A 21,152-nucleotide genomic window follows, 5' to 3' on the forward strand; every position below is an offset into this window, starting at 1 on the left:
ATCTTTGCGGCCAAGTTAAACTATATACTTACTACAATGAGAATTTCCAAGTAAGACAACACTTCTAAGTAAACATCACTTTTCATTTATGCTTTTGACTTATCGTTAAGCATCACGAAATCCGTGTTGTTTAGCCAGTATTGTGTTTGTCGCCCCCTTCCCCGTGATTATCTTTCACTATTTCTTTCACTTCAAACCCAATAGACAACCATGCCTATAAGTATTCAACAAATCAGCTATATCCATCCGGATAAAGAAGTATTATTCAGTGACCTCAACTTTGCCATCAGTAAAGGGCAAAAACTGGGATTAGTCGGCAACAACGGCTGTGGTAAATCGACCCTGATGCAAATTATTGCCGGACAATTATCACCGTCTTCCGGTGTCATTGTCCGACCGGACGACCTTTATTACATTCCACAACATTTTGGACAATATAATTCATTAACTATCGCCCAAGCCTTACATATAGACAGCAAGCAAAAAGCCCTACACGCTATTCTGGAAGGAGATGCCTCAACAGAGAATTTCACACTACTGGATGATGACTGGAATATCGAGGAACGTTCCATCGCCGCCCTCGATTCGTGGGAGATAGGGCAGTTTCCCCTATCCTACCCGCTGCATCTGCTCAGTGGCGGAGAAAAGACCCGTGTCTTTTTAGCGGGTATGGATATTCACACCCCATCTGTCATCCTCATGGATGAACCTACGAATCATCTCGATTCTTCGGGCAGGCAACGTTTGTATGATTGGGTAGAGAAATGGCGCTCAACATTGCTGGTAGTGAGCCATGACCGTACCTTACTCAATCTTCTTCCCGAAATTTGCGAACTGGAGAAACATCAAATCACGTATTACGGTGGGAATTACGAATTTTACAAAGAACAGAAAGCCCTGATGCAGGAAGCCTTGCAGCAACGTATCGATGAAAAAGAAAAAGCGCTGCGGGCAGCCCGCAAGGTAGCCCGTGAAACGGCAGAGCGAAGGGATAAACAAAATGTGCGTGGCGAAAAAGCCAATATTAAAAAAGGCGTTCCACGCATCGTACTAAATGCGTTGCAGGGAAAATCAGAGAAAAGCACCAGCAAACTAAACGGCGTCCATCAGGAGAAAGCCGAAAAGCTGACTGATGAACGCAACCAACTTCGAGGTTCACTCTCTCCAACGGCTGCGCTAAAAACTGATTTCAACAGTTCTTCCCTGCACAACGGGAAAACGTTAGTTACAGCGAAAAACATTAATTTCGGTTATTATCCTAACCAGAACGACAATGATAGTCAAAACGAGAATGATAATCCAAGTGAAAATAATACCTTCGACAGCAGCAACAGCAGCAACCTGCCAGCGCAACTGCTTTGGCAAGCTCCCATCAGTTTTCAACTAAAGAGCGGCGACCGTCTCCGCATAGAAGGAACCAACGGCAGCGGAAAAACCACTCTTCTGAAAATCATCACCGGACAACTCGAGCCACAGGAAGGAACGCTCACACGGGCAGATTTCTCTTACGTTTATCTGAATCAGGAATACTCTATCATCGACGACCGGAATAGTATCCTCGAACAGGCTTACGCTTTCAACAGCCGGAACCTGCCGGAGCACGAAATAAAGATTATTCTGAACCGTTACCTGTTTCCCGCATCCGAATGGGATAAATCCTGCCGGAAACTAAGCGGCGGTGAGAAGATGCGGCTCGCTTTCTGCTGCCTGATGATTAGCAATAATACACCCGATATGTTTATCCTGGACGAACCGACCAATAATCTGGATATACAGAGCATTGAAATCATCACTGCGACTATCAAGAATTATGCAGGTACTGTCATAGCCATTTCACACGATAATTATTTCATTCGGGAAATCGGTATCGACCAACGTATTGTATTAAGTTAATCCATTGATATTTTATCCGATAAAGTCTCAAATATCAATACAGTTTTTTATACCTTCGCAGCGCAAAACAAAAGAAAAAAATAAAATGAGTCAAACAGCACAATCATGGTGGTTTGTCTTTTATAAAGACCAGCTATTACTTGAAAAGAAAGGGAAGGGTATATTTGCCCTTCCCTATGGAGAGATTCCGCCTATCGTTATTAAAGAAGAAACTACGGTACATACTATAACGACACTAGAGGGAAAGAACTGCAAATCTTTTTCCCTCTCTTCACCCATTGAAGAATCAGCACAATATGCAATGATAGGGCTTCGTGCCTCTTATGAGTACCTCCCGCCGGCTCATTATCAGGCGGCGGGAAAAGCGCACGAGATTCTGCACTGGGACAGAAACAGTCGTTTTTGCTCTGCCTGCGGCACTCCTATGGAACAGAAAGAGGACATCATGAAACGTTGTCCGAAGTGCGGTCGGGAAGTATATCCTTCCATTTCAACCGCAGTGCTCGTCTTAGTGAGAAAAGAAGATTCTTTGCTCCTTGTCCATGCCCGTAACTTCAAAGGAACATTCAACAGTCTCGTTGCCGGATTCCTGGAAACCGGAGAGACATTAGAGGAATGTGTAGCACGTGAGGTGAAAGAGGAAACAGGACTGGACGTGAAGAATATTACTTATTTCGGCAATCAGGCATGGCCGTATCCCAGCGGACTGATGGTCGGCTTTATCGCAGATTACGCCGGTGGAGAAATCAAACTGCAAGAGGAAGAGTTAAGCTCCGGAGATTTCTACACACGGGACAACCTGCCGGAACTTCCCCGAAAGCTGAGCCTTGCACGGAAGATGATTGACTGGTGGCTGGAATGTCCTAACAAATAAGCAGGTATGGAAAACATTATCAAAGGTATCCGACAATATTATCCGGTATCCGACAAGTCGCAGGAAGAACTTTCGGCCACATGGAATCGGAAAAAACAATCATAAAACAACCTCATGGAATTATCAACAAAAACACCGCGAATTGAAGTAGTAGACGCTCTCAGAGGCTTTGCCGTCATGGCTATCCTCTTGGTACATAACCTGGAGCATTTCATTTTTCCCGTCTATCCGGAAAGTTCTCCCGAATGGCTCACCATTTTGGATGCCGGGGTATTTAACGCAATATTCTCACTGTTTGCAGGAAAATCTTATGCCATCTTCGCCCTGCTTTTCGGATTCACCTTCTATATCCAGTCGCACAACCAGCAATTGAAAGGAAAAGACTTCGGCTACCGTTTTTTATGGAGAATGGTATTGCTGGCAGGCTTTGCCACTCTTAACGCTGCCTTTTTCCCGGCAGGTGATGTCCTGCTTTTGTTTGTTGTAGTCGGCATCGTACTGTTTATCGTACGCAAATGGAGCGATAAGGCTATTTTAATCACTGCTATCCTGTTCTCGCTGCAACCTATTGAATGGTTCCACTACATTATGAGCCTTTTCAACCCTGCCTATACCCTGCCCGACTTAAACGTCGGAGCGATGTATGCCGAAGTGGCTGCCTACACCAAAGACGGAAACTTCTGGGAGTTCCTGATAGGTAATGTCACTTTGGGGCAGAAAGCCAGCCTATTCTGGGCTATTGGCGCCGGACGTTTCTTACAGACTGCCGGACTTTTCCTGTTCGGTCTGTATATCGGACGCAAACAGTTGTTCGTCACCACCGAATCTCATCTGAAATTCTGGGTGAAAGCGCTCATCATCGCTGCTATCAGCTTCGCTCCTCTTTACTCTTTGAAAGAGCAAATCATGCAGAGTGACAGCAGCCTGATTCAACAGACAGTAGGTACCGCTTTTGATATGTGGCAGAAATTCGCGTTCACTATCGTATTAATTTCTTCTTTCATCTTGCTTTATCAGAAAACCAAGTTTCAAAAAGCCGCCTCCAACCTGCGCTTCTACGGTAAGATGAGTCTGACAAACTATATTTCCCAATCTATCCTGGGCGCCATTATCTATTTCCCATTCGGATTCTATCTGGCTCCTTATTGCGGATATACTCTAAGCCTGGTTATTGGCATTGTTCTTTGCATATTGCAGGTTCAATTCTGTAAATGGTGGCTGTCCAAACATAAACAAGGGCCGTTGGAGACAATATGGCATAAATGGACTTGGATAGGGAACAAATAATGTAAGAACATATAAATAGAATGATTTGAATTATATATAGCTGATAGCTTCCGCATGATTGATTGCCTCCAAATGTTCACGCATGGATTTCCCCGAAATAGTAACGCCTTCATTCACTACAAGGGTGTTTCCTGTAAAGTGAGCGTGTTGCCTTCTATACGATTACTTTCGTAGGTGTATTCAATATCCAAAGCATCCTGAATCTTTTTCAAGGCTTCTTCGGGCAATGGACGTAAAGCCGGTAGCTGTTCTTTAAGAACATCTACCTCTTTCAGCATAACATTTATATCTTCATTCATGGTTATTCTATTTCTTTAATTCGTTCCACTTGCTTATTCAAAAAGTAGAAGTATGGAAACAGTAATTGTAACTACGGAATCCGCAATCGAAAAGATAATGGAAAGAGTATTGGATAAGAAGTTACCAAAGCCTCCTGAATAGAATGTAGAGAAGACTTATAGTATTAATCAAGATGGATATGAAAATTGGCAGCATAAGAATACAGATTTATGCAATAGAGAAATAGATGAAGTGTTAGTTGGCGTATATAATAAACAGATATAATGTTATCCACCACAGAGAACGTAAGTAGTTGAAAAACAAAAGAGGTTGTGTCAAAACGTTGGCACAACCTTTTTTATGCACAAAGCCCAGACTTTCACAAGCCCGGGCTTTGTTATTACCCAAAGTTTTTGTATCTTTAGGCATAAAGTTTTCGTTATGGCAAAGTTACATTTTCGTCCTTACATTCCCAACCAAACAGTTCTTTTTCCCGGAAGAATTGATGAAAACATAGCAGCGAACGATCCGGTTCGCATAGTTAATACTGTTGTTGATAATCTCAATCTTGACAATTTCAAGAAGCTTTATAAAGCAACCGGTCGTTGTCCTTATCATCCTAAAATGATGCTTAAAGTGATTATCTATGCCTATATGAACAATATCTATTCGTGCCGCAAAATAGAGAAGCTTCTCCTGCGTGACATTCATTATATCTGGCTTTCCGGTAATGAACATCCGGATTTTATTACCATCAACCGTTTCCGTAATCGTGTAAAAGAAGAGATAAATAATGTATTTACGCAGTTGGTTCTTGTCCTTGCCGACAAAGGTTTCATCAGCCTTGACGTAGAGTATATCGACGGTACCAAGATTGAGTCCAGAGCCAACAAATATACTTTTGTCTGGCGCAAGACAGTCGAAAAGAACCGTACAAAGCTGATGGATAAGATCCGCATTCTCCTGGAGCAGGTGGATGAAGCCATAGCCCAAGAGAACTCCGCCAAAGACACTCCCGTAGAGTTCACACCCGCCATGCTCTCAGATATAGTGAATGAACTTAAAGAGGTGCTGGAACACCAGCCTGTAACAAAGGACAAGGAACAAAAGAAAGTCATCCGGGAAAAGAAGAAACAAGTCCGGGAACTAGAGGAGTACCGTGACAAGTTGATGGAATACGACAACCATCTTGACACTCTTGGAGAACGCAACTCCTATTCCAAGACCGATCCTGATGCCACCTTCATGCGCATGAAAGAAGACGCCATGAGAAACGGGCAGACCAAGCCCGGATATAATCTGCAAATAGGCACCCAGAACCAATTCCTCATAGACTTCCGACTGTTTCCCAACCCAACCGATACACTGACCCTCATGCCTTTCTTCCACTCCTTTGAGCAACGCTATAACCGCTTACCAACTGTGGGTGTGGCAGATTCCGGTTACGGCTCGGAAGAAAATTACCGGTTCATGCAAGATAATGGGATAGAAGCCTTTGTCAAGTACAACTACTTCCATAAAGAACAGCGTCCCCGTTATACTCCCAATCCATTCCATACGGAGAGTCTCCATTACAATGCGGAGGAGGATTATTACGTTTGTCCTATGGGGCAGCACATGAACCGTATAGGAACCAGACGTGACAAAACAGCTAGCGGATACATCACCGAAAGTGCCCGCTATAAAGCACAAAGAGGCGCATGGTAATAAACCTGTGTTTATGCGTATAGATTGCAAAGGCGGAAGATAAAGAATTTAGTATCGTTGACACCGTGTAGTTTGGCTCTGAATGCCTTTATTTTAGAGTTGATGGACTCGGCGGATGCGTTTGTAGATCGGTTATCAAAGAAGTTTATTATTTCATCGGAGTGTTCGTAAAAGGTAGCAGCGATGGTGTTGAAAGACTTAAAACCTGATTCAGCCACCTTATTATACCAACGAGCAAGATTGAGCCGGGCGGTATCGGGAGTGGATTTCTTGCTAGAAAATATTGCTCTGAGATGCTGAGATAACCAGTATGCCTCTTTAAGATCAGGATAGAGCGAGAACATCAGATCAATGCGCTGCCGTTGGGATTCAGTCCATTTATCAGGGGATTTGAACAATGCATAACGTCCACGGGCAAGTAGCTCCTTGAGAGTGTCGCCATTTGGAAGCCGTTCAGGCACATACTTCTCGCCTGATAATTTTGCTTGTTCACGCGCTTCGGTATCAGCATTTACGGCGTCCCAGCGATGCTTGATGCGTATCTCCTGCACGGCTTCCAGCGCCAGCTTCTGAACATGAAAGCGGTCAATAACGCGCTTTGCCCTAGGGAAAGCATAGCGGCATATACGGTGCATGCTGTCGGCCAGATCAAGAGTTATCTCAATCACCTTGTTGCGCAGACGACTGTTAATCTGTCTTAATGCGTGCAGTACCGTATCAGAGTCAGTTCCAAGTACTATGGCCACTATGGAATGTTTTCGCCCGTGAGCTGCTTTGTTGGTAACAATCGTATATAGTTCGCCATTACTCAATGATGTCTCATCAATACTCAGGTGTTCTCCGATGTTTTCAGGGAAGACACGCCATTGCTCGGCATGTAGTCCCTCTGCGGTGTCTTTCCATTGCCAGTAACCGCTCAGATGGCGTTTGTACTGACGCTCGAACAGGTCTCCGTCAATATCGAAGAACCACTCAAGAGAGCGGCCCGTAATCGGGTATCTGTCCAAGCATACCTTTTAAAAAAGCCGCGAACTCTTTCGAGAAGCGGGTGCCTTCAGCTACTATGTCCCAGCGTTTTGAAACGCTCTTACCTGTCTCAATCTCAACCCAACGGCGACGCTTGACGTGAAAGGTCATCTTCCGGCCTCTGACCGGGTAGTCCCGCACTGTGCTTTCCTCGTAGAACCCGTTGGGACGTAGCTGTCCGGCCTCATAGCCGTCAACTCCATTGTCACGTTCTTCCAGTGTCACATCAAGTGTTTCTTTGGTTTTTTCAACCTTGACCACTTCAAAGTATTCAACCATTTCCTCGGGCAGCAGGCACTCGGCCAGTTCTATATACGGATTCTTTTCCATTGCAGTTCTTTTTACTTCTGCAAAGGTAAAAATTTCATCTCACATACACAGGTTTATTACCATGCGCCCACAAAGATGCGAAGGGTGTCCTTTACGTGGCAGTTGCTTTAAAGCCCGGGGGAACCGTATTATAGAAGTTAATCACCGGTTAAACCAATACAAACGGCAGGCACGGGAAAGGTTACTCTCGGAAGAAGGCATCAGGCATAGGGGAAGGCGATGTATAGAACCGGAAGCAGTTTTTGGACAAATGAAACACAACATGGCATACAGAAGGTTCCGGCATGTGGGAGAAGACAAGGTTACAATGGACGTTGCCTTCTTTGCTATAGCTTTTAATATCAAAAAGATGTGTACAAAACTACTAAAAGCAGGAAAGAGAAGGAGTGAACACACTATATTTATCTTTATCAGACCACCTGTGACTCAACATACGACGAATATTAAGCCTTATTACCTAATTACTGAAAAAATAGTCGCATAGACAAAAAAAAGAGGAACGACTATTTTAAGATAAAAAAGGAGATGTGCCTTAGTTTTGACACACCCCCTTCACTGGTTACAGAGGTTCCTGGCGGATTCGAACCGCCGTACACGGTTTTGCAGACCGCTGACTAAGCCACTCATCCAAGGAACCGTAATTTCTCGTTTGCGGTTGCAAAGGTAGTACAAATTTTGAAATTACCAACTATCCGCAGCAATTTTTCTTTGTACTTTTTTTCTTTACACCACATTCATGTCTCTTCTTCTCCATCATATCCTTTAATTCACAGCCACTTACACAGCTATCGCAAGGATTAGCGCTTTCGCGCGTGCGACGAAAAAAAATATAAATCCCGTATATGACCCGGGCAATACAGAGTACAATCAGTACTCCGACCACCCATTCCTGCCAATTATTCATACAAATAGTCCTCCAATCTGATAAACCGCGAATGAAATAAGCCAAGCTAATGCCGTTGTGTAACCAGCAGCAAAGAGTGCCCACTTCCAACTACCGGACTCCTGCTTGATAGCCGCCAATGCCGCAATACACGGAAAGTAAATCAGCACAAACAACATATAACAGAAAGCAACCAGTGGAGTTATCGGTATCCGCTCCGCCAAACTGGCTTCATCGGCTTCCGGATCGTCTACATACAAAACTCCCAACGTACTTACAACCAACTCTTTCGCTCCTACTCCCGAAATCAAGCCGATACCCAGTTTCCAGTCAAACCCCATAGGCGCAATCACCGGCTCTATCGCACGGCCAAGCTGACCTATATAAGAATTTTCCTGCTGTTCGGCTACCGTCTCATATGCGTCATGATTCGGATAATACCCTAAGAACCAAATGATAATAGAAGCAATCATAATAATTCCTCCCATCTTCTTCAAATACTGGGCTCCTTTCTCCCATGTATGACGAAAGATTGATTTAGCTGTCGGCATCCGATAGGGCGGAAGCTCCATCACAAACGGAGTATCGTCACCCTTCACCAAAAACTTGCTGAACAAACGCGCCAATAGCACAGCCAGAAATATCCCAATCGCATAAATACTTAACAACACCAGACTGGCATTGTTCGGGAAGAAAGCCCCTACCAACAACAAATAGATAGGCAGGCGAGCACTGCAAGACATCAACGGATTCACCAGCATCGTAATAAGGCGACTTTTCCGATTCTCAATCGTACGCGAAGCCATAATAGCAGGCACATTACATCCGAATCCCATAATCAACGGAATAAACGACTTCCCGTGCAATCCCATCTTATGCATAATCTTATCCATAATAAATGCGGCACGTGCCATATATCCCGAATCTTCCATCAACGAAATGCAAAAATACAGAATAAGAATATTCGGCAAGAAGACAATAACGCCCCCTACTCCACCGACAATACCGTCAACCAGCATATCTTTCAGCGGTCCTTCAGACATATTATTGCGAATCAAATCGCCAATCTGCTCCACCAGCCACTCAATTCCCATCATCGGATACTCTCCAAGCACAAACGTACCCTCGAACATCAGATACATGAAAAGGAAAAAGATAGGGTACCCCCAAATACGATGAGTGACAATAGCATCCAGTACTTTTGTTGTCTGCGCCTGTTCCAAGTGGTTGTCAGTAAACGTCTCTTTCAGAGCACCGCTGATAAAACCATATTTTGCATCCGTAATAGCCGATTCACAATCTTCATTCATCGTGCTCTGAATACGTTTAGCCATTTTATCACGAATACTGAGAATAGCTTCCGCATTCGGCAAAGTACGCACGAAACTCTCTATGTCCGGATCGTTCTCCAACAGCTTAATAGACAGAAAACGAGTGGAATATTTATGGCGGATAAACTCGTTCTTGGAAACCTCTTCTTTTACAGCATCAATCGCTTTCTCCAAATCGGGACCATGATTGATGTGAATATGCCGGAATACACGTCCGGTTTTCTTATGTTCCCGCACATAATCTTCCAAATGCTCTTCTTCATGTTTTTTCCGGTCTTCCAGGGAATCATGCCATTCGGTCAGGTCTTTAAGCACTTCCGGATTCATATTTCCCTGTTTGTCAAAGAAATCCACCCCTTCATAGAGATTGATGACAACATGGAACAGCGTATCCAGTCCGCGATTTCTCTTACTTACCGTAGGTAGCATCGGAACTCCGAACAATTTGCTCAACAAATGATAATCCAATGTATTTCCACTGGCTTCCAGTTCATCATAAATATTCAGAGCTACCACCATACGGACATTCATGTCGATCAGTTGAGTAGTCAGATATAAATTCCTTTCCAGATTGGAAGAGTCTACCACATTAATAATGACATCCGGAGTTTCGTCGATAATATGACGGCGGACATAAATCTCTTCCGGTGTATATGCAGACAAAGAATAAGTTCCCGGCAAATCGACAATGCGGAAATGATAACCTTCAAAGTCGAAATACCCCTCTTTGGCATCTACCGTCACACCACTATAATTGCCGACATGCTCATGCGCACCGGAAGCCAGGTTAAACAAAGAAGTCTTGCCACTGTTCGGATTTCCGACCAACGCCACATTGATGGTACGACGTTTACCTAACGCCAACCGTTTCATCTCTTCTTCTTTTACAGATATATCTTCAGGCAGCCCTTCATGGTAAATAGTCTCTTCAGCCAGTTTTTTAGCTTCCTCTTCACTGACCACTTCAATCATCTCAGCTTCCTGACGACGAAGAGATATTTCATAACCCAGAACTTTATATTTAATGGGATCCTTCAGTGGAGCGTTCAACAGCACTTCAACTGTCTTACCTTTAATAAAACCCATCTCCACAATACGTTTACGAAAACCACCGTGCCCCAATACCTTAACGATGACACCTTTTTCGCCTGTTTTCAATTCGGACAAACGCATAACACTCAAAATTTTCGGCAAAGATAATTCATAACTTCGGAGCACGCAAATTATTTAGATTGTTTTTAAATAACAGGTATTTTCAATTTCTAAAACCCACTGCCTGCAACTAAAAACAATGCCCATTCACTTGAGATACTTTAATAAACTATTATCTTTGCAGCATATGATACAACAACGAATTATACAGTATATAGATAAAGAAGATTTATTTTCTTCCGACAGTAAGATTCTGGTAGCATTGAGCGGCGGTGCCGACTCGGTAGCATTGTTATGCATCCTTCATGCAGCAGGCTATCATTGCGAAGCTGCACATTGCAACTTCCATTTGCGCGGTGAAGAATCGAACCGCGACGAGCAATTTGTCCGCCAACTATGCAGAAAATATGAAATCCGCCTGCACACTGTTGATTTTGACACTACCCGATATGCAGCCGAAAAACATATTTCCATCGAAATGGCCGCCCGAGAATTACGTTACAACTGGTTCGAAGAAATAAGAAACGAATGCCAGGCCGATGTCATAGCCGTTGCCCACCATCAAGACGATAGCGTGGAAACGATATTGCTGAATCTAATCCGTGGAACAGGAATTACCGGATTATTAGGAATACGTCCCCGCAATGGAGTAATCGTGCGCCCTTTACTTTGTATCAACCGGGAAGAAATCCTGCATTACCTGCAAAGCATCGGGCAGGATTATGTGACAGACAGCACCAATCTGGAAGACGAATACACCCGTAATAAAATCCGGCTCAACCTCCTTCCTCTCATGCAGACCATGAATCCATCGGTAAAAAACAGCCTGATAGAAACAAGTAATTATCTGAATGACATATCTGTTATATATAATAGGTATACAGAAGAAGCCAAAGCAAGGATAGTCACGACAGAAGGCATCCGAATCCACGAATTATTAAAAGAGCCGGCACCCGAAGCTCTTTTGTTTGAACTCCTGCATCCTCTGGGCTTCAACTCCGCACAAATCAGAGATATTGCCAACTCACTTCACGGACAACCGGGAAAGCAGTTCAACAGCAAAGAATGGAGAGTAATCAAAGACAGGGAACTCCTTTTATTAGAAAGCATCCGGCCGGGAAACAGAGAGGGACTCCCTTTCCAAATCATCAAAGAGGAAAAAGAATATACATCAGACTTTCAAATTCCACGAGAAAAAGGAATTGCCTGTTTTGATGCAGACAAGCTGAATGAAGAAATTTCTTACCGGAAATGGCAGACAGGAGATACTTTTATCCCTTTCGGAATGAAAGGAAAGAAAAAAATAAGCGATTATCTGACCGACCGCAAATTTTCTATCAGACAGAAAGAACGCCAGTGGGTACTCTGTTGCGGAGAACGCATTGCGTGGCTGATAGGTGAACGGACAGATAACCGCTTCCGTATTGATGAAACGACCAAACGTGTCGTTATCTATAAAATAGTCTGAGGTAATTTCTGTTTCTTAAAACAATCAGACAGCAAGGCAGCAAAAGGAGTATCATATACTCTGGCCTTTTTTGTGCAAGCCTTTACGCAAGCACAACATTTAATACATTTGGCCTCATCCGTATGCAACTCGTCACCCTTGGTAATAGCTCCTGCCGGACAACGAACCACGCATAATCCGCAATGAGTACATAAGTTTTCATCTTCCACCCAAGGAGTGCGGGGAAGCGGTGTACCGCTTTTACGCAATTTAATGACCTTTCTCAGAAAACGGAACAAAGGAAAGAAAGGTTGTCCCGGACGTTTAATAGCGCGTACATCTACCGGATAAAGAGTATCCATATTACCGGCCGCGTTTATTTTCTCCATAATCTTTTTCCCAAATTCCGCAGCAAAAGCCAGATCAGAGTCATTAGGACGTCCGACAGCAATCGGGTGTTCATCGGTACTATACGAATGTTCTCCGATAAAAGTCGCCCCGGCAATCACCTTCATACCATGCGGTACGGCAAAAGCATCCAACTCCATTAAAGCTTTTTCGTAAGCGCGGTTTCCATAAACCACTACAAGAACGGTGGGAGTATCCAGACCGCGGATACCCTGCAAACGTTCCATTGCCAAAGGAGCCACATGCCCCCCATACACAGGAACCACAATAATAGCCAATGCAGACGCAGGAATTACAATTTCCTCAGTAGCCTGTTGAGTGACATTTATGGGAAGAATATTTTTTATGCCTGCTCCGTGAACAATCGCCTCAGCTATTTGTTTTGATGTATGTGTAGGCGAAAAATAAATTAAATAAGCTTCATTTACTGTCATACTATTTTCTTTTATCTAGCAAAGATACACTTTTACGTGGAAAAAAATGGTTGATTGTTCATGAAACCAAAAAAAATTATTATCTTTGCCCCGTTGAAACATTCTACGATTCAACACATACATCCCTAATTCATAATAAAAAACAAAACGTATGCTTGCATATCTGTAGCTATAAGCTGTAGTAATGCTGTCCGTAATTCAGCTAAAAGAAATATTAATAACTTACCATACTATATGTATAACATTATCCAATTAAACGACAAAGATCTGTCGGAGCTTCAAATTATTGCCAAAGATTTAGGCATAAAAAAAGCAGACTCATTCAAAAAAGAAGACCTTGTTTATAAAATACTCGATGAACAGGCAATTGTAGGAGCTACCAAGAAAGTGGCCGCAGACAAGCTCAAAGAAGAGCGCAAAGACGATAAGAAAAAACGTTCACCGCGTGTAACTCCTGCCAAGAAAGAAGACAAGGCGGCTTCCGCAACCAAGGGCGGAGAAATTACAAAAGCCAAAGAGACTACTCCTGCTAAGGCACAACCTTCCAAAGAGGCTGGTACAAACAAAGAAAAAGAAACTCCTGCCGTTGAAGCCAAAGCTGAAAATGCTGCCGCTCCCAAACGTAAAGTAGGCCGTCCACGCAAGAATGCTGACACTACTGAGAAAAAAGAAGTAGAGAATGTTAAGCCGGCAGTAGCTGTCAAAGAAGCGGAAGCTAAACCTGTTGTCGCAGCAGCAAAACCTGCTGAGACTGCACAGAAAGCAGTTCCGGCACAACAACCTGCTGAAAAGAAGGAGACAACCAATAAGCCGGTTGCAGAAGCAAACAAGCCTGATGCCGAGAAGAAAGTAATAGCAAAACCACAAAAAAAAGTTGCACCTGTTATTGACGAAGAAAGCAATATCCTGTCCAGTGCAGACGATGATGATTTCATTCCAATCGAAGATCTGCCTTCTGAAAAAATAGAGCTCCCTACCGAATTGTTCGGTAAATTCGAGGCTACCAAGACAGAACCGATACAGGTTGCACCCGAACAACCGTCTCATTCCCAGCAGCAGCAATCCCAACAACAGCAGCAATCGCAGCAGCAACGTCCGCGCATTGTTCGCCCGCGTGACAACAACAATAATAACAATAACGCTACCAACAACAATAATTTCCAGCGTAACAATAACCAGAATCAGAACCAACAGCGCCTGCCTATGCCGCGTGCCACTCAGCAGAACAATGCAAACGAACACCTTCCGGCACAACAACCGCAGGAGCGCAAAGTTATTGAACGCGAAAAACCTTACGAATTTGACGATATCCTCAATGGAGTAGGCGTTTTGGAAATCATGCAGGACGGATACGGATTCCTGCGTTCTTCCGATTACAACTATCTTTCTTCTCCGGACGACATCTACGTATCACAGTCACAAATCAAACTGTTCGGTCTGAAGACCGGTGACGTAGTAGAAGGCGTTATCCGCCCGCCCAAAGAAGGAGAAAAATATTTCCCGCTGGTCAAAGTATCGAAAATCAACGGACGTGACGCAGCTTTTGTTCGCGACCGCGTTCCTTTCGAACACCTGACACCTCTCTTCCCGGATGAAAAGTTCAAACTTTGCAAAGGCGGTTATTCAGACTCCATGTCAGCCCGTGTCGTAGACCTTTTCGCTCCGATCGGTAAAGGCCAGCGTGCATTGATCGTAGCCCAGCCAAAGACCGGTAAGACTATCTTGATGAAAGATATCGCCAACGCAATCGCAGCCAACCATCCGGAAGTGTACATGATTATGCTGTTGATTGACGAACGTCCTGAAGAAGTAACCGACATGGCACGCAGCGTCAATGCGGAAGTTATCGCCTCCACTTTCGACGAACCGGCAGAACGCCACGTGAAAATCGCAGGTATCGTACTGGAAAAAGCAAAACGCCTGGTAGAGTGCGGTCACGATGTAGTTATCTTCCTCGATTCTATTACCCGCCTGGCACGTGCATACAATACAGTTTCTCCGGCATCCGGCAAAGTGCTTTCCGGTGGTGTTGACGCTAATGCACTGCACAAGCCCAAACGTTTCTTCGGCGCTGCACGTAATATAGAGAACGGCGGCTCACTGACCATCATCGCTACCGCCCTAATCGACACCGGCTCCAAGATGGACGAAGTTATCTTCGAAGAGTTCAAGGGTACAGGTAACATGGAGTTGCAGCTCGACCGCAACCTGTCCAACAAACGTATCTTCCCTGCTGTCAACATTACCGCATCCAGCACTCGTCGCGACGACCTGCTGCTTGACAAGACAACGCTTGACCGTATGTGGATCTTACGCAAATATCTTGCCGACATGAATCCGATCGAAGCAATGGATTTCGTAAAAGACCGTTTGGAAAAAACCAGAGACAACGACGAGTTCCTGATGAGCATGAATAGCTAATCAACGGAAAACGATAAATAGTGACCAGGACATAAAAAACATCCTAACCACTATTATTCAGGCACGGATTATACGGATAGCGCAGTTCTTATTTTACCAAAACCGCGATTTCCATATAATCCGTACTTTATTTATATATTAAATTTTATTTGCGCCCCCCTCTTCTCTTTTTTTCAAAATTCCACTTTTGTACAAAATCCTTTCATTTATGTCCAAAACCACCCCTCTACCCTTTTTTACATTTCCTTTTTTTCTACTTTTGTTCCAAAATCAATATTACTTAATTCTAACCAAGAATGAAAACGATTTATCCTTTCATGGGTTTGGCCCTATGCGGCATAACAGCCCAGGCACAAGAAAAGCCGAATTTCCTTATTATCCAATGCGACCATTTGACGCAACGTGTCGTAGGTGCCTACGGCCATACACAAGGTTGCACCCTTCCCATTGACGAAGTTGCTTCGAGAGGAGTTATCTTCTCCAATGCTTATGTAGGCTGTCCTCTCAGCCAACCTTCACGTGCGGCTTTATGGAGCGGCATGATGCCTCATCAAACCAATGTGCGTTCCAATTCCAGCGAACCGGTCAATCCACGCATACCGGAAAGCGTACCGACTTTAGGTAGTCTTTTCTCCGAGAACGGTTACGAAGCCGTACATTTCGGAAAGACCCATGACATGGGGTCACTCAGAGGATTCAAACATAAAGAACCGGTAGCAAAACCATTTACCGATCCTGAATTTCCTGTCAACAACGACAGCTTTCTGGATGTGGGAACCTGCGAGGACGCAGTAGCCTATCTGAGCAACCCGCCCCAGGAACCTTTCATCTGCATAGCCGATTTTCAGAACCCTCACAATATCTGCGGATTTGTAGGAGCTAATGAAGGCGTGCATACAGATCGCCCCATCAGCGGCACTCTTCCCGAACTGCCTGCCAATTTTGATGTCGAGGACTGGAGCAACATCCCCACTCCGGTACAGTATATTTGTTGCAGCCACCGCCGAATGACACAGGCTTCCCATTGGAGCGAAGAAAACTACCGCCACTACATCGCAGCTTTCCAACACTACACGAAGATGGTATCCAAACAAGTAGACAGCGTGCTGAAAGCACTTTACTCTACGCCTGCCGGAAAAAATACCATCGTAGTCATCTTAGCCGACCACGGTGACGGAATGGCTTCGCACCGCATGGTGACCAAGCACATCAGTTTCTACGACGAAATGACAAACGTTCCGTTCATCTTTGCAGGTCCCGGCATCAAACAACAGAAAAAGCCGGTAGACCACCTGCTCGCACAGCCCACGCTCGACCTTCTGCCTACTCTTTGCGACCTGGCAGGAATTTCCGTTCCGGCAGAGAAAGAAGGAATCAGCCTTGCCCCTACCCTAAAAGGAGAAAAACAAACGAACACCCACCCGTATGTCGTCTCCGAATGGCATAGTGAATATGAGTATGTGACAACACCCGGACGCATGGTACGCGGGCCAAGATACAAATACACCCACTATCTGGAAGGCAACGGAGAAGAGTTGTACGACATGAAAAAAGATCCGGGAGAACGCAAGAATCTCGCCAAAGACCCTAAATACACCAAGGTCCTGGCAGAACACCGTGCAATGCTCGATGACTACATCGCCCGGACAAAAGACGACTATCGCAGCCTGAAAGTAGACGCCGACCCACGATGCAGAAATCACACCCCGGGTTATCCAAATCACGAAGGCCCCGGAGCACGTGAGATTCTCAAAAAAAAATAAAATAATAAAAAGAGCGGAGATTTCTTTGTAATCTTCGCTCTTTTTATTTCTTTTGCACATCATCTGACAAACAAACAACTTAATATCAAGTGAATAAACACAGATATCATACTATTGCAATCGTTGCAGCCATGCTTATACCGACAACTCTGCATGCAGCGTACAGCAATGCAGAACGCATCGCTCTATTGCAGTCATTGCTCGACTACAACGTACCATTCAGCACTGAAGTACCGATAGACAGCATCATCAAATGGGAAAAGATACTGGAACCCGAACTGGAACAACAGCAACAATACTCACTTCTATTCCAACTAAAACACCTGACCGTCCAGGCATTAATTACAAAAGGCAATATCAGTCTGGCCATAGATAAAGCCAACCTGATGTACCAAAAAGCTAAGGACATGAATTACGCGCCGGGAACAGCACTCTCACTGCAGGCCATTGGAAACACTTATCAAAGCTCGTCAGCCGCCGTCGCAGCCATCGAATCTTACGAAGAAGCACTGGAAGCTGCACGCAAAATTCCTAACGCAACCCCATACACAAAAACAATCCTATCCCAACTCATTCTGACCAAGCTCAAATATCGCCAACTGACAGATATAGGAAATTATATCCGGCAACTCAAATCCCTCTCCGACAAAAGCAAAAATCGTCAGGACGCCTTTTACCTGGCCTATTGCCAAGCATTCTACAACATACAGACGCGCCATCTTCCGGAAGCATTAACTTATCTGCAACAAGCCGACTCAATCAATCAGCATTCCGCCAATTCCTACTATCTCCTGATGACTAAGTATCTGTATTCCCGCTACTATACCGAATCCGAAGATTATATTCAGGCATTAAAGATATTTGACGAAACACCTTTGCACATAAGCACTGCAGCTTCATACAATTCCATTCCTATCCAGCAAGAACGCGCACAAATACTGGCACTGATGGGCAAAAACGAGGAAGCCTGCGAAACTTATGAATCATTGAATGCCATCAAAGACTCTTTGGAAACCTTGAATTACATCCGCCAAATCAATGAACTGCATACACTTTACCAAATTGACAAAAAGGAGTTAGACAGCCTGAACAGGCAGAAAACAATCCTCTATTGGAGTTGGTTTACAATCCTGTCCATAGTCACGCTAATCATATTTTTCATCTTCCTGATAAAGCGCAGCAATAAAAGGCTGCGGCAATCGCAATTAAAACTGGGAAAAGCCAAAAAACAGGAAGAAAACTCCATCTGGACGAAAAGCCTGTTCCTGTCTAATATGAGCCATGAAATCCGCACGCCACTCAACGCGCTGTCCGGTTTTTCCTCTATCCTGACGGAAGAGTCCATCGACAATGAAACCCGGCAGCAATGCAGTGATATTATTCAGCAGAATTCCGAACTGCTGCTCAAGCTAATTAACGACGTTATCGACCTGTCCAGCCTTGAAGTCGGTAAAATGACATTCAAATATGAGCAATGTGACGCAGTAGCTATATGCAGAAACGTAATCGACATGGTCGAAAAGATAAAACAGACCAATGCGGATGTCCGCTTCTCCACCTCACTCCGGAAATTGGAATTGACAACGGACAATGCCCGATTGCAACAATTATTAATCAACCTGCTCATCAACTCCACTAAATTCACCCCGCAAGGCTCCATTATCATGGAATTGGAGAAGCAAACAGAAGATATAGCCTTGTTTTCCGTGACCGATACAGGCTGCGGAATCACCAAAGACAATCAGGAAAAAATCTTCAACCGTTTTGAAAAATTGAACGAAAACGCACAAGGCACAGGGCTCGGCCTGTCTATCTGCCAACTTATCATCGAGCAACTGGGAGGCCGGATATGGATTGACCCGGATTACGATAAAGGCGCGCGTTTCCTGTTTACACACCCCATCCATCGCCACAAGCAACCAGAAAAGGAGAAAGCAGAATGAAACAGACCATACTCCTGATAGCCTTATTATGTTGTACCCTGACCGGAAAGGCCGGTACCGGAGCAGTATCCGAATCAGACAGCCTGCTGAAAGTATTGCAAACCTTACCTCGTGATACCATGCGTCTGAATGTCCTGAACCAAATTATCAGAATAGAACAGAACAACCACCAATGTATCCAATACTCAGATACATTACTGAAAGAAGCGCTACGGCTGGAAAATGACAAATACGCCGGCATGGCAGCATATTATCACGTCCTGTATTATTACAATCACAGCAAACAGGACAGTGTAGCCAAATGGATTACCACTATGGAACCCTATATCCGGAAATCTAAGATTTGGGGCTTTTTCTTTGACGCCAAACGCTTCCAAATAGACCTGTACACCTACAATGAACAATACGAACTGGCTATCAGCGAAGCAAAAAAGATGAAGCAGCAAGCCGACAAACAGAATTGCAGCCGGGGAGTCATAGCCGCTTACCAATGTCTGAGCAATGCCTATATCGGCAGCCAGCGCTGGGACAAAGGTATCGAATCGTTAGAAAACGCCTACCAGATGCTTACCGTCCAAGAGAATCCGGTGGTTCGTATCTCGGTACTGTCACAGTTGGTATCCGTCACCAAAGAAAAGAAAGACAACAAAAAAATGCTCAAATACTTGCAGGAACTGGAGAATGTACTAGATAAACACATCAGTAAAAATCCGTCTTTAAAAGAAGGGTTTGCCGATGTATATCTTTTCAATGAGCTTTTCTACACCTATTATTATCTGAATATCCATCAGCCCAAACGAGCTTACCCCCATCTGCAAAAATCCGGAAAATACTTGAACGAGGACACCTATTTCATGTACAAAGTACTTTATTTCGATACCCATGCCAAATATTATCAGGAAATAGGAGAATATATGCAAGCATCAGATTATATCGACACGACATTGACGATGCTGAAAAAGGATTTCACCAGTGACTACGCCGAACAACTGCTCGAAAAGGCAAGAATCTGGAAACAGGCGGAGCAAAGTGAGAAAGCCATCCCTTTGTACGAGCAGGCACTGGCCATTAAAGACTCGGCCGCAACCGTACTCTCCAACACCCAAATGGAACAGATAAAAAACAAATACCATACAGAAAGGACAGAACTGGAACAAGAAAAGCAAAACAACAAAACCCAACTAAGCTATCTGATTTTTATTTTTGTTATTCTGATTTTGCTATTTATCTTCATGGCACGGCTTTTCACAGTGCGAAAAGCATTGAAGCACTCGGAAAACGAAATACGGAAAGCAACAGAAAACGTACGGAAAACAAATGAAATAAAGAACCGCTTCCTTTCGAACATGAGTTATAATATCCGCACTCCGCTCAATAATGTAGTAGGCTTCTCACAACTCATCGCCTGCGAACCTGATATAGACAAGGAAACGAGACAGGAATACTCCAATATCATCCACAGAAGTACGGAAGTACTGATGAGGCTCGTCAATGATGTCCTCGACCTGTCCCGTCTGGAAGCTCAAATGATGAAATTCCAGCTACAAGATTATGACATTATCGAATTATGCAAGGAAGTATGCTACATGGCACATATAAAGAATGAGCAAACAGGCATCAAGGTTCAGTTCTCCGCCGATACGGATTCTCAAATAGTCCGTACCGATACGGCACGGCTGACACAGGCATTGCTTAGCACACTGGTTTATCCGCAGGGAAAAGAACAGCAACAAGAGCGAATCATCCGTTTTACAGTAAGCCGTAGCGGAAATATGATTCACTTCCGTATATCCAACTCCCCTTTAGCGGAACGTGCTTTTGTATCACAGGAAACCATCATCCGGCATGACATCAACCGATTATTGCTGAAACATTTCGGCGGCGACTACCTCGCTGATAATAAAACTTCCGAAGAACCGGAAATAGTTTTCATCTACCCCATTACTTCCGAATCGAAATAAAGCGCTATCTTTG

The 21,152-nt window shown here is 44.2% G+C and carries 13 protein-coding genes, 1 tRNA gene and 3 pseudogenes; 10 read left to right on the forward strand and 7 right to left on the reverse strand.

The window, feature by feature from the left end; genetic code table 11:
- Positions 1–210: 210 nt before the first annotated feature.
- From ACGHVY_RS12260 to ACGHVY_RS12270, 3 genes are all read left to right on the forward strand, one after another.
- Positions 211–1,893, forward strand: coding sequence for an ABC-F family ATP-binding cassette domain-containing protein (locus ACGHVY_RS12260; RefSeq protein ID WP_390599311.1), 1,683 nt, complete (start codon positions 211–213; stop codon positions 1,891–1,893).
- A 49-nt stretch (positions 1,894–1,942) separates the two neighbouring features.
- Complete coding sequence (gene nudC / locus ACGHVY_RS12265; protein ID WP_390599682.1) at positions 1,943–2,767, forward strand: NAD(+) diphosphatase; 825 nt, start codon at positions 1,943–1,945, stop codon at positions 2,765–2,767.
- A gap of 114 nt (positions 2,768–2,881) precedes the next feature.
- The gene (locus tag ACGHVY_RS12270; RefSeq protein ID WP_390599312.1) at positions 2,882–4,054 is read left to right on the forward strand and encodes a DUF418 domain-containing protein; all 1,173 of its coding nucleotides are present in this window, start codon (positions 2,882–2,884) and stop codon (positions 4,052–4,054) included.
- Positions 4,055–4,087: 33 nt separating this feature from the next.
- On the opposite strand, the pseudogene ACGHVY_RS12275 reads toward ACGHVY_RS12270, so the two are convergent.
- Positions 4,088–4,353, reverse strand: a pseudogene (locus ACGHVY_RS12275) (Fic family protein); the annotation flags it as partial.
- Between the two features lie 421 nt (positions 4,354–4,774).
- Here ACGHVY_RS12275 and ACGHVY_RS12280 point away from each other — a divergent pair.
- Positions 4,775–6,028: pseudogene (locus ACGHVY_RS12280) on the forward strand (IS1182 family transposase); the annotation flags it as partial.
- Positions 6,029–6,051: 23 nt separating this feature from the next.
- Here ACGHVY_RS12280 and ACGHVY_RS12285 read toward each other — a convergent pair.
- Together ACGHVY_RS12285 and ACGHVY_RS12290 are read right to left on the reverse strand one after the other, a co-directional pair.
- Complete coding sequence (locus ACGHVY_RS12285) at positions 6,052–7,047, reverse strand: transposase (protein WP_390599313.1); 996 nt, start codon at positions 7,045–7,047, stop codon at positions 6,052–6,054.
- Positions 7,013–7,345 (reverse strand): hypothetical protein, encoded by a 333-nt coding sequence (locus tag ACGHVY_RS12290; RefSeq protein WP_390599314.1) that lies wholly within the window; start codon positions 7,343–7,345, stop codon positions 7,013–7,015. Before ACGHVY_RS12290 ends, ACGHVY_RS12285 begins: the two co-directional genes overlap by 35 nt.
- A gap of 118 nt (positions 7,346–7,463) precedes the next feature.
- Here ACGHVY_RS12290 and ACGHVY_RS12295 point away from each other — a divergent pair.
- Positions 7,464–7,880: pseudogene (locus tag ACGHVY_RS12295) on the forward strand (transposase); the annotation flags it as partial.
- A gap of 81 nt (positions 7,881–7,961) precedes the next feature.
- On the opposite strand, the gene ACGHVY_RS12300 reads toward ACGHVY_RS12295, so the two are convergent.
- The 3 genes from ACGHVY_RS12300 to feoB form a co-directional block, all read right to left on the reverse strand.
- Positions 7,962–8,033: transfer RNA gene (locus ACGHVY_RS12300), tRNA-Cys, on the reverse strand.
- A gap of 51 nt (positions 8,034–8,084) precedes the next feature.
- Complete coding sequence (locus ACGHVY_RS12305) at positions 8,085–8,300, reverse strand: hypothetical protein (protein ID WP_390599315.1); 216 nt, start codon at positions 8,298–8,300, stop codon at positions 8,085–8,087.
- Positions 8,297–10,783, reverse strand: coding sequence for a ferrous iron transport protein B (gene feoB, locus ACGHVY_RS12310; RefSeq protein WP_308746754.1), 2,487 nt, complete (start codon positions 10,781–10,783; stop codon positions 8,297–8,299). The genes ACGHVY_RS12305 and feoB overlap by 4 nt, the downstream gene beginning before the upstream one ends.
- Before the next feature lie 166 nt (positions 10,784–10,949).
- Here feoB and tilS point away from each other — a divergent pair, with 166 nt between their 5' ends.
- A complete protein-coding gene (gene tilS, locus ACGHVY_RS12315; protein ID WP_390599316.1) occupies positions 10,950–12,230 on the forward strand; it encodes a tRNA lysidine(34) synthetase TilS in 1,281 nt (426 codons plus the stop codon).
- On the opposite strand, the gene ACGHVY_RS12320 is transcribed toward tilS, so the two are convergent.
- Complete coding sequence (locus ACGHVY_RS12320; RefSeq protein ID WP_308746756.1) at positions 12,215–13,051, reverse strand: 4Fe-4S dicluster domain-containing protein; 837 nt, start codon at positions 13,049–13,051, stop codon at positions 12,215–12,217. The genes tilS and ACGHVY_RS12320 overlap by 16 nt on opposite strands.
- Positions 13,052–13,285: 234 nt before the next feature.
- Between ACGHVY_RS12320 and rho the strand changes: the two genes are divergently transcribed.
- From rho to ACGHVY_RS12340, 4 genes are all read left to right on the forward strand, one after another.
- Positions 13,286–15,472 carry a transcription termination factor Rho gene (gene rho, locus ACGHVY_RS12325; protein WP_390599317.1) on the forward strand — a complete coding sequence of 729 codons (2,187 nt, stop codon included), beginning with the start codon at positions 13,286–13,288 and terminating at the stop codon, positions 15,470–15,472.
- 296 nt (positions 15,473–15,768) lie between these two features.
- The gene (locus ACGHVY_RS12330; protein ID WP_308746758.1) at positions 15,769–17,235 is read left to right on the forward strand and encodes a sulfatase-like hydrolase/transferase; all 1,467 of its coding nucleotides are present in this window, start codon (positions 15,769–15,771) and stop codon (positions 17,233–17,235) included.
- 89 nt (positions 17,236–17,324) lie between these two features.
- Positions 17,325–19,178 (forward strand): ATP-binding protein, encoded by a 1,854-nt coding sequence (locus tag ACGHVY_RS12335; protein WP_390599318.1) that lies wholly within the window; start codon positions 17,325–17,327, stop codon positions 19,176–19,178.
- Entirely contained in the window at positions 19,175–21,139 is a 1,965-nt protein-coding gene (locus ACGHVY_RS12340; RefSeq protein ID WP_390599319.1) for a histidine kinase dimerization/phospho-acceptor domain-containing protein, read from the forward strand. The genes ACGHVY_RS12335 and ACGHVY_RS12340 overlap by 4 nt, the downstream gene beginning before the upstream one ends.
- Positions 21,140–21,152: the final 13 nt, after the last annotated feature.

The sequence above is a fragment of the Bacteroides sp. f07 genome (genome assembly GCF_042854785.1).
GTDB lineage: Bacteria > Bacteroidota > Bacteroidia > Bacteroidales > Bacteroidaceae > Bacteroides.

Bases quoted from the DNA above. Each gene is read 5' to 3' on its own strand.
- ACGHVY_RS12260 (WP_390599311.1), top strand. From the start codon at position 211: ATGCCTATAAGTATTCAACAAATCAGCTATATCCATCCGGATAAAGAA.
- ACGHVY_RS12270 (WP_390599312.1), top strand. From the start codon at position 2,882: ATGGAATTATCAACAAAAACACCGCGAATTGAAGTAGTAGACGCTCTC.
- ACGHVY_RS12290 (WP_390599314.1), bottom strand. From the start codon at position 7,345: ATGGTTGAATACTTTGAAGTGGTCAAGGTTGAAAAAACCAAAGAAACA.
- ACGHVY_RS12305 (WP_390599315.1), bottom strand. From the start codon at position 8,300: ATGAATAATTGGCAGGAATGGGTGGTCGGAGTACTGATTGTACTCTGT.
- feoB (WP_308746754.1), bottom strand. From the start codon at position 10,783: ATGCGTTTGTCCGAATTGAAAACAGGCGAAAAAGGTGTCATCGTTAAG.
- tilS (WP_390599316.1), top strand. From the start codon at position 10,950: ATGATACAACAACGAATTATACAGTATATAGATAAAGAAGATTTATTT.
- ACGHVY_RS12320 (WP_308746756.1), bottom strand. From the start codon at position 13,051: ATGACAGTAAATGAAGCTTATTTAATTTATTTTTCGCCTACACATACA.
- rho (WP_390599317.1), top strand. From the start codon at position 13,286: ATGTATAACATTATCCAATTAAACGACAAAGATCTGTCGGAGCTTCAA.
- ACGHVY_RS12330 (WP_308746758.1), top strand. From the start codon at position 15,769: ATGAAAACGATTTATCCTTTCATGGGTTTGGCCCTATGCGGCATAACA.
- ACGHVY_RS12340 (WP_390599319.1), top strand. From the start codon at position 19,175: ATGAAACAGACCATACTCCTGATAGCCTTATTATGTTGTACCCTGACC.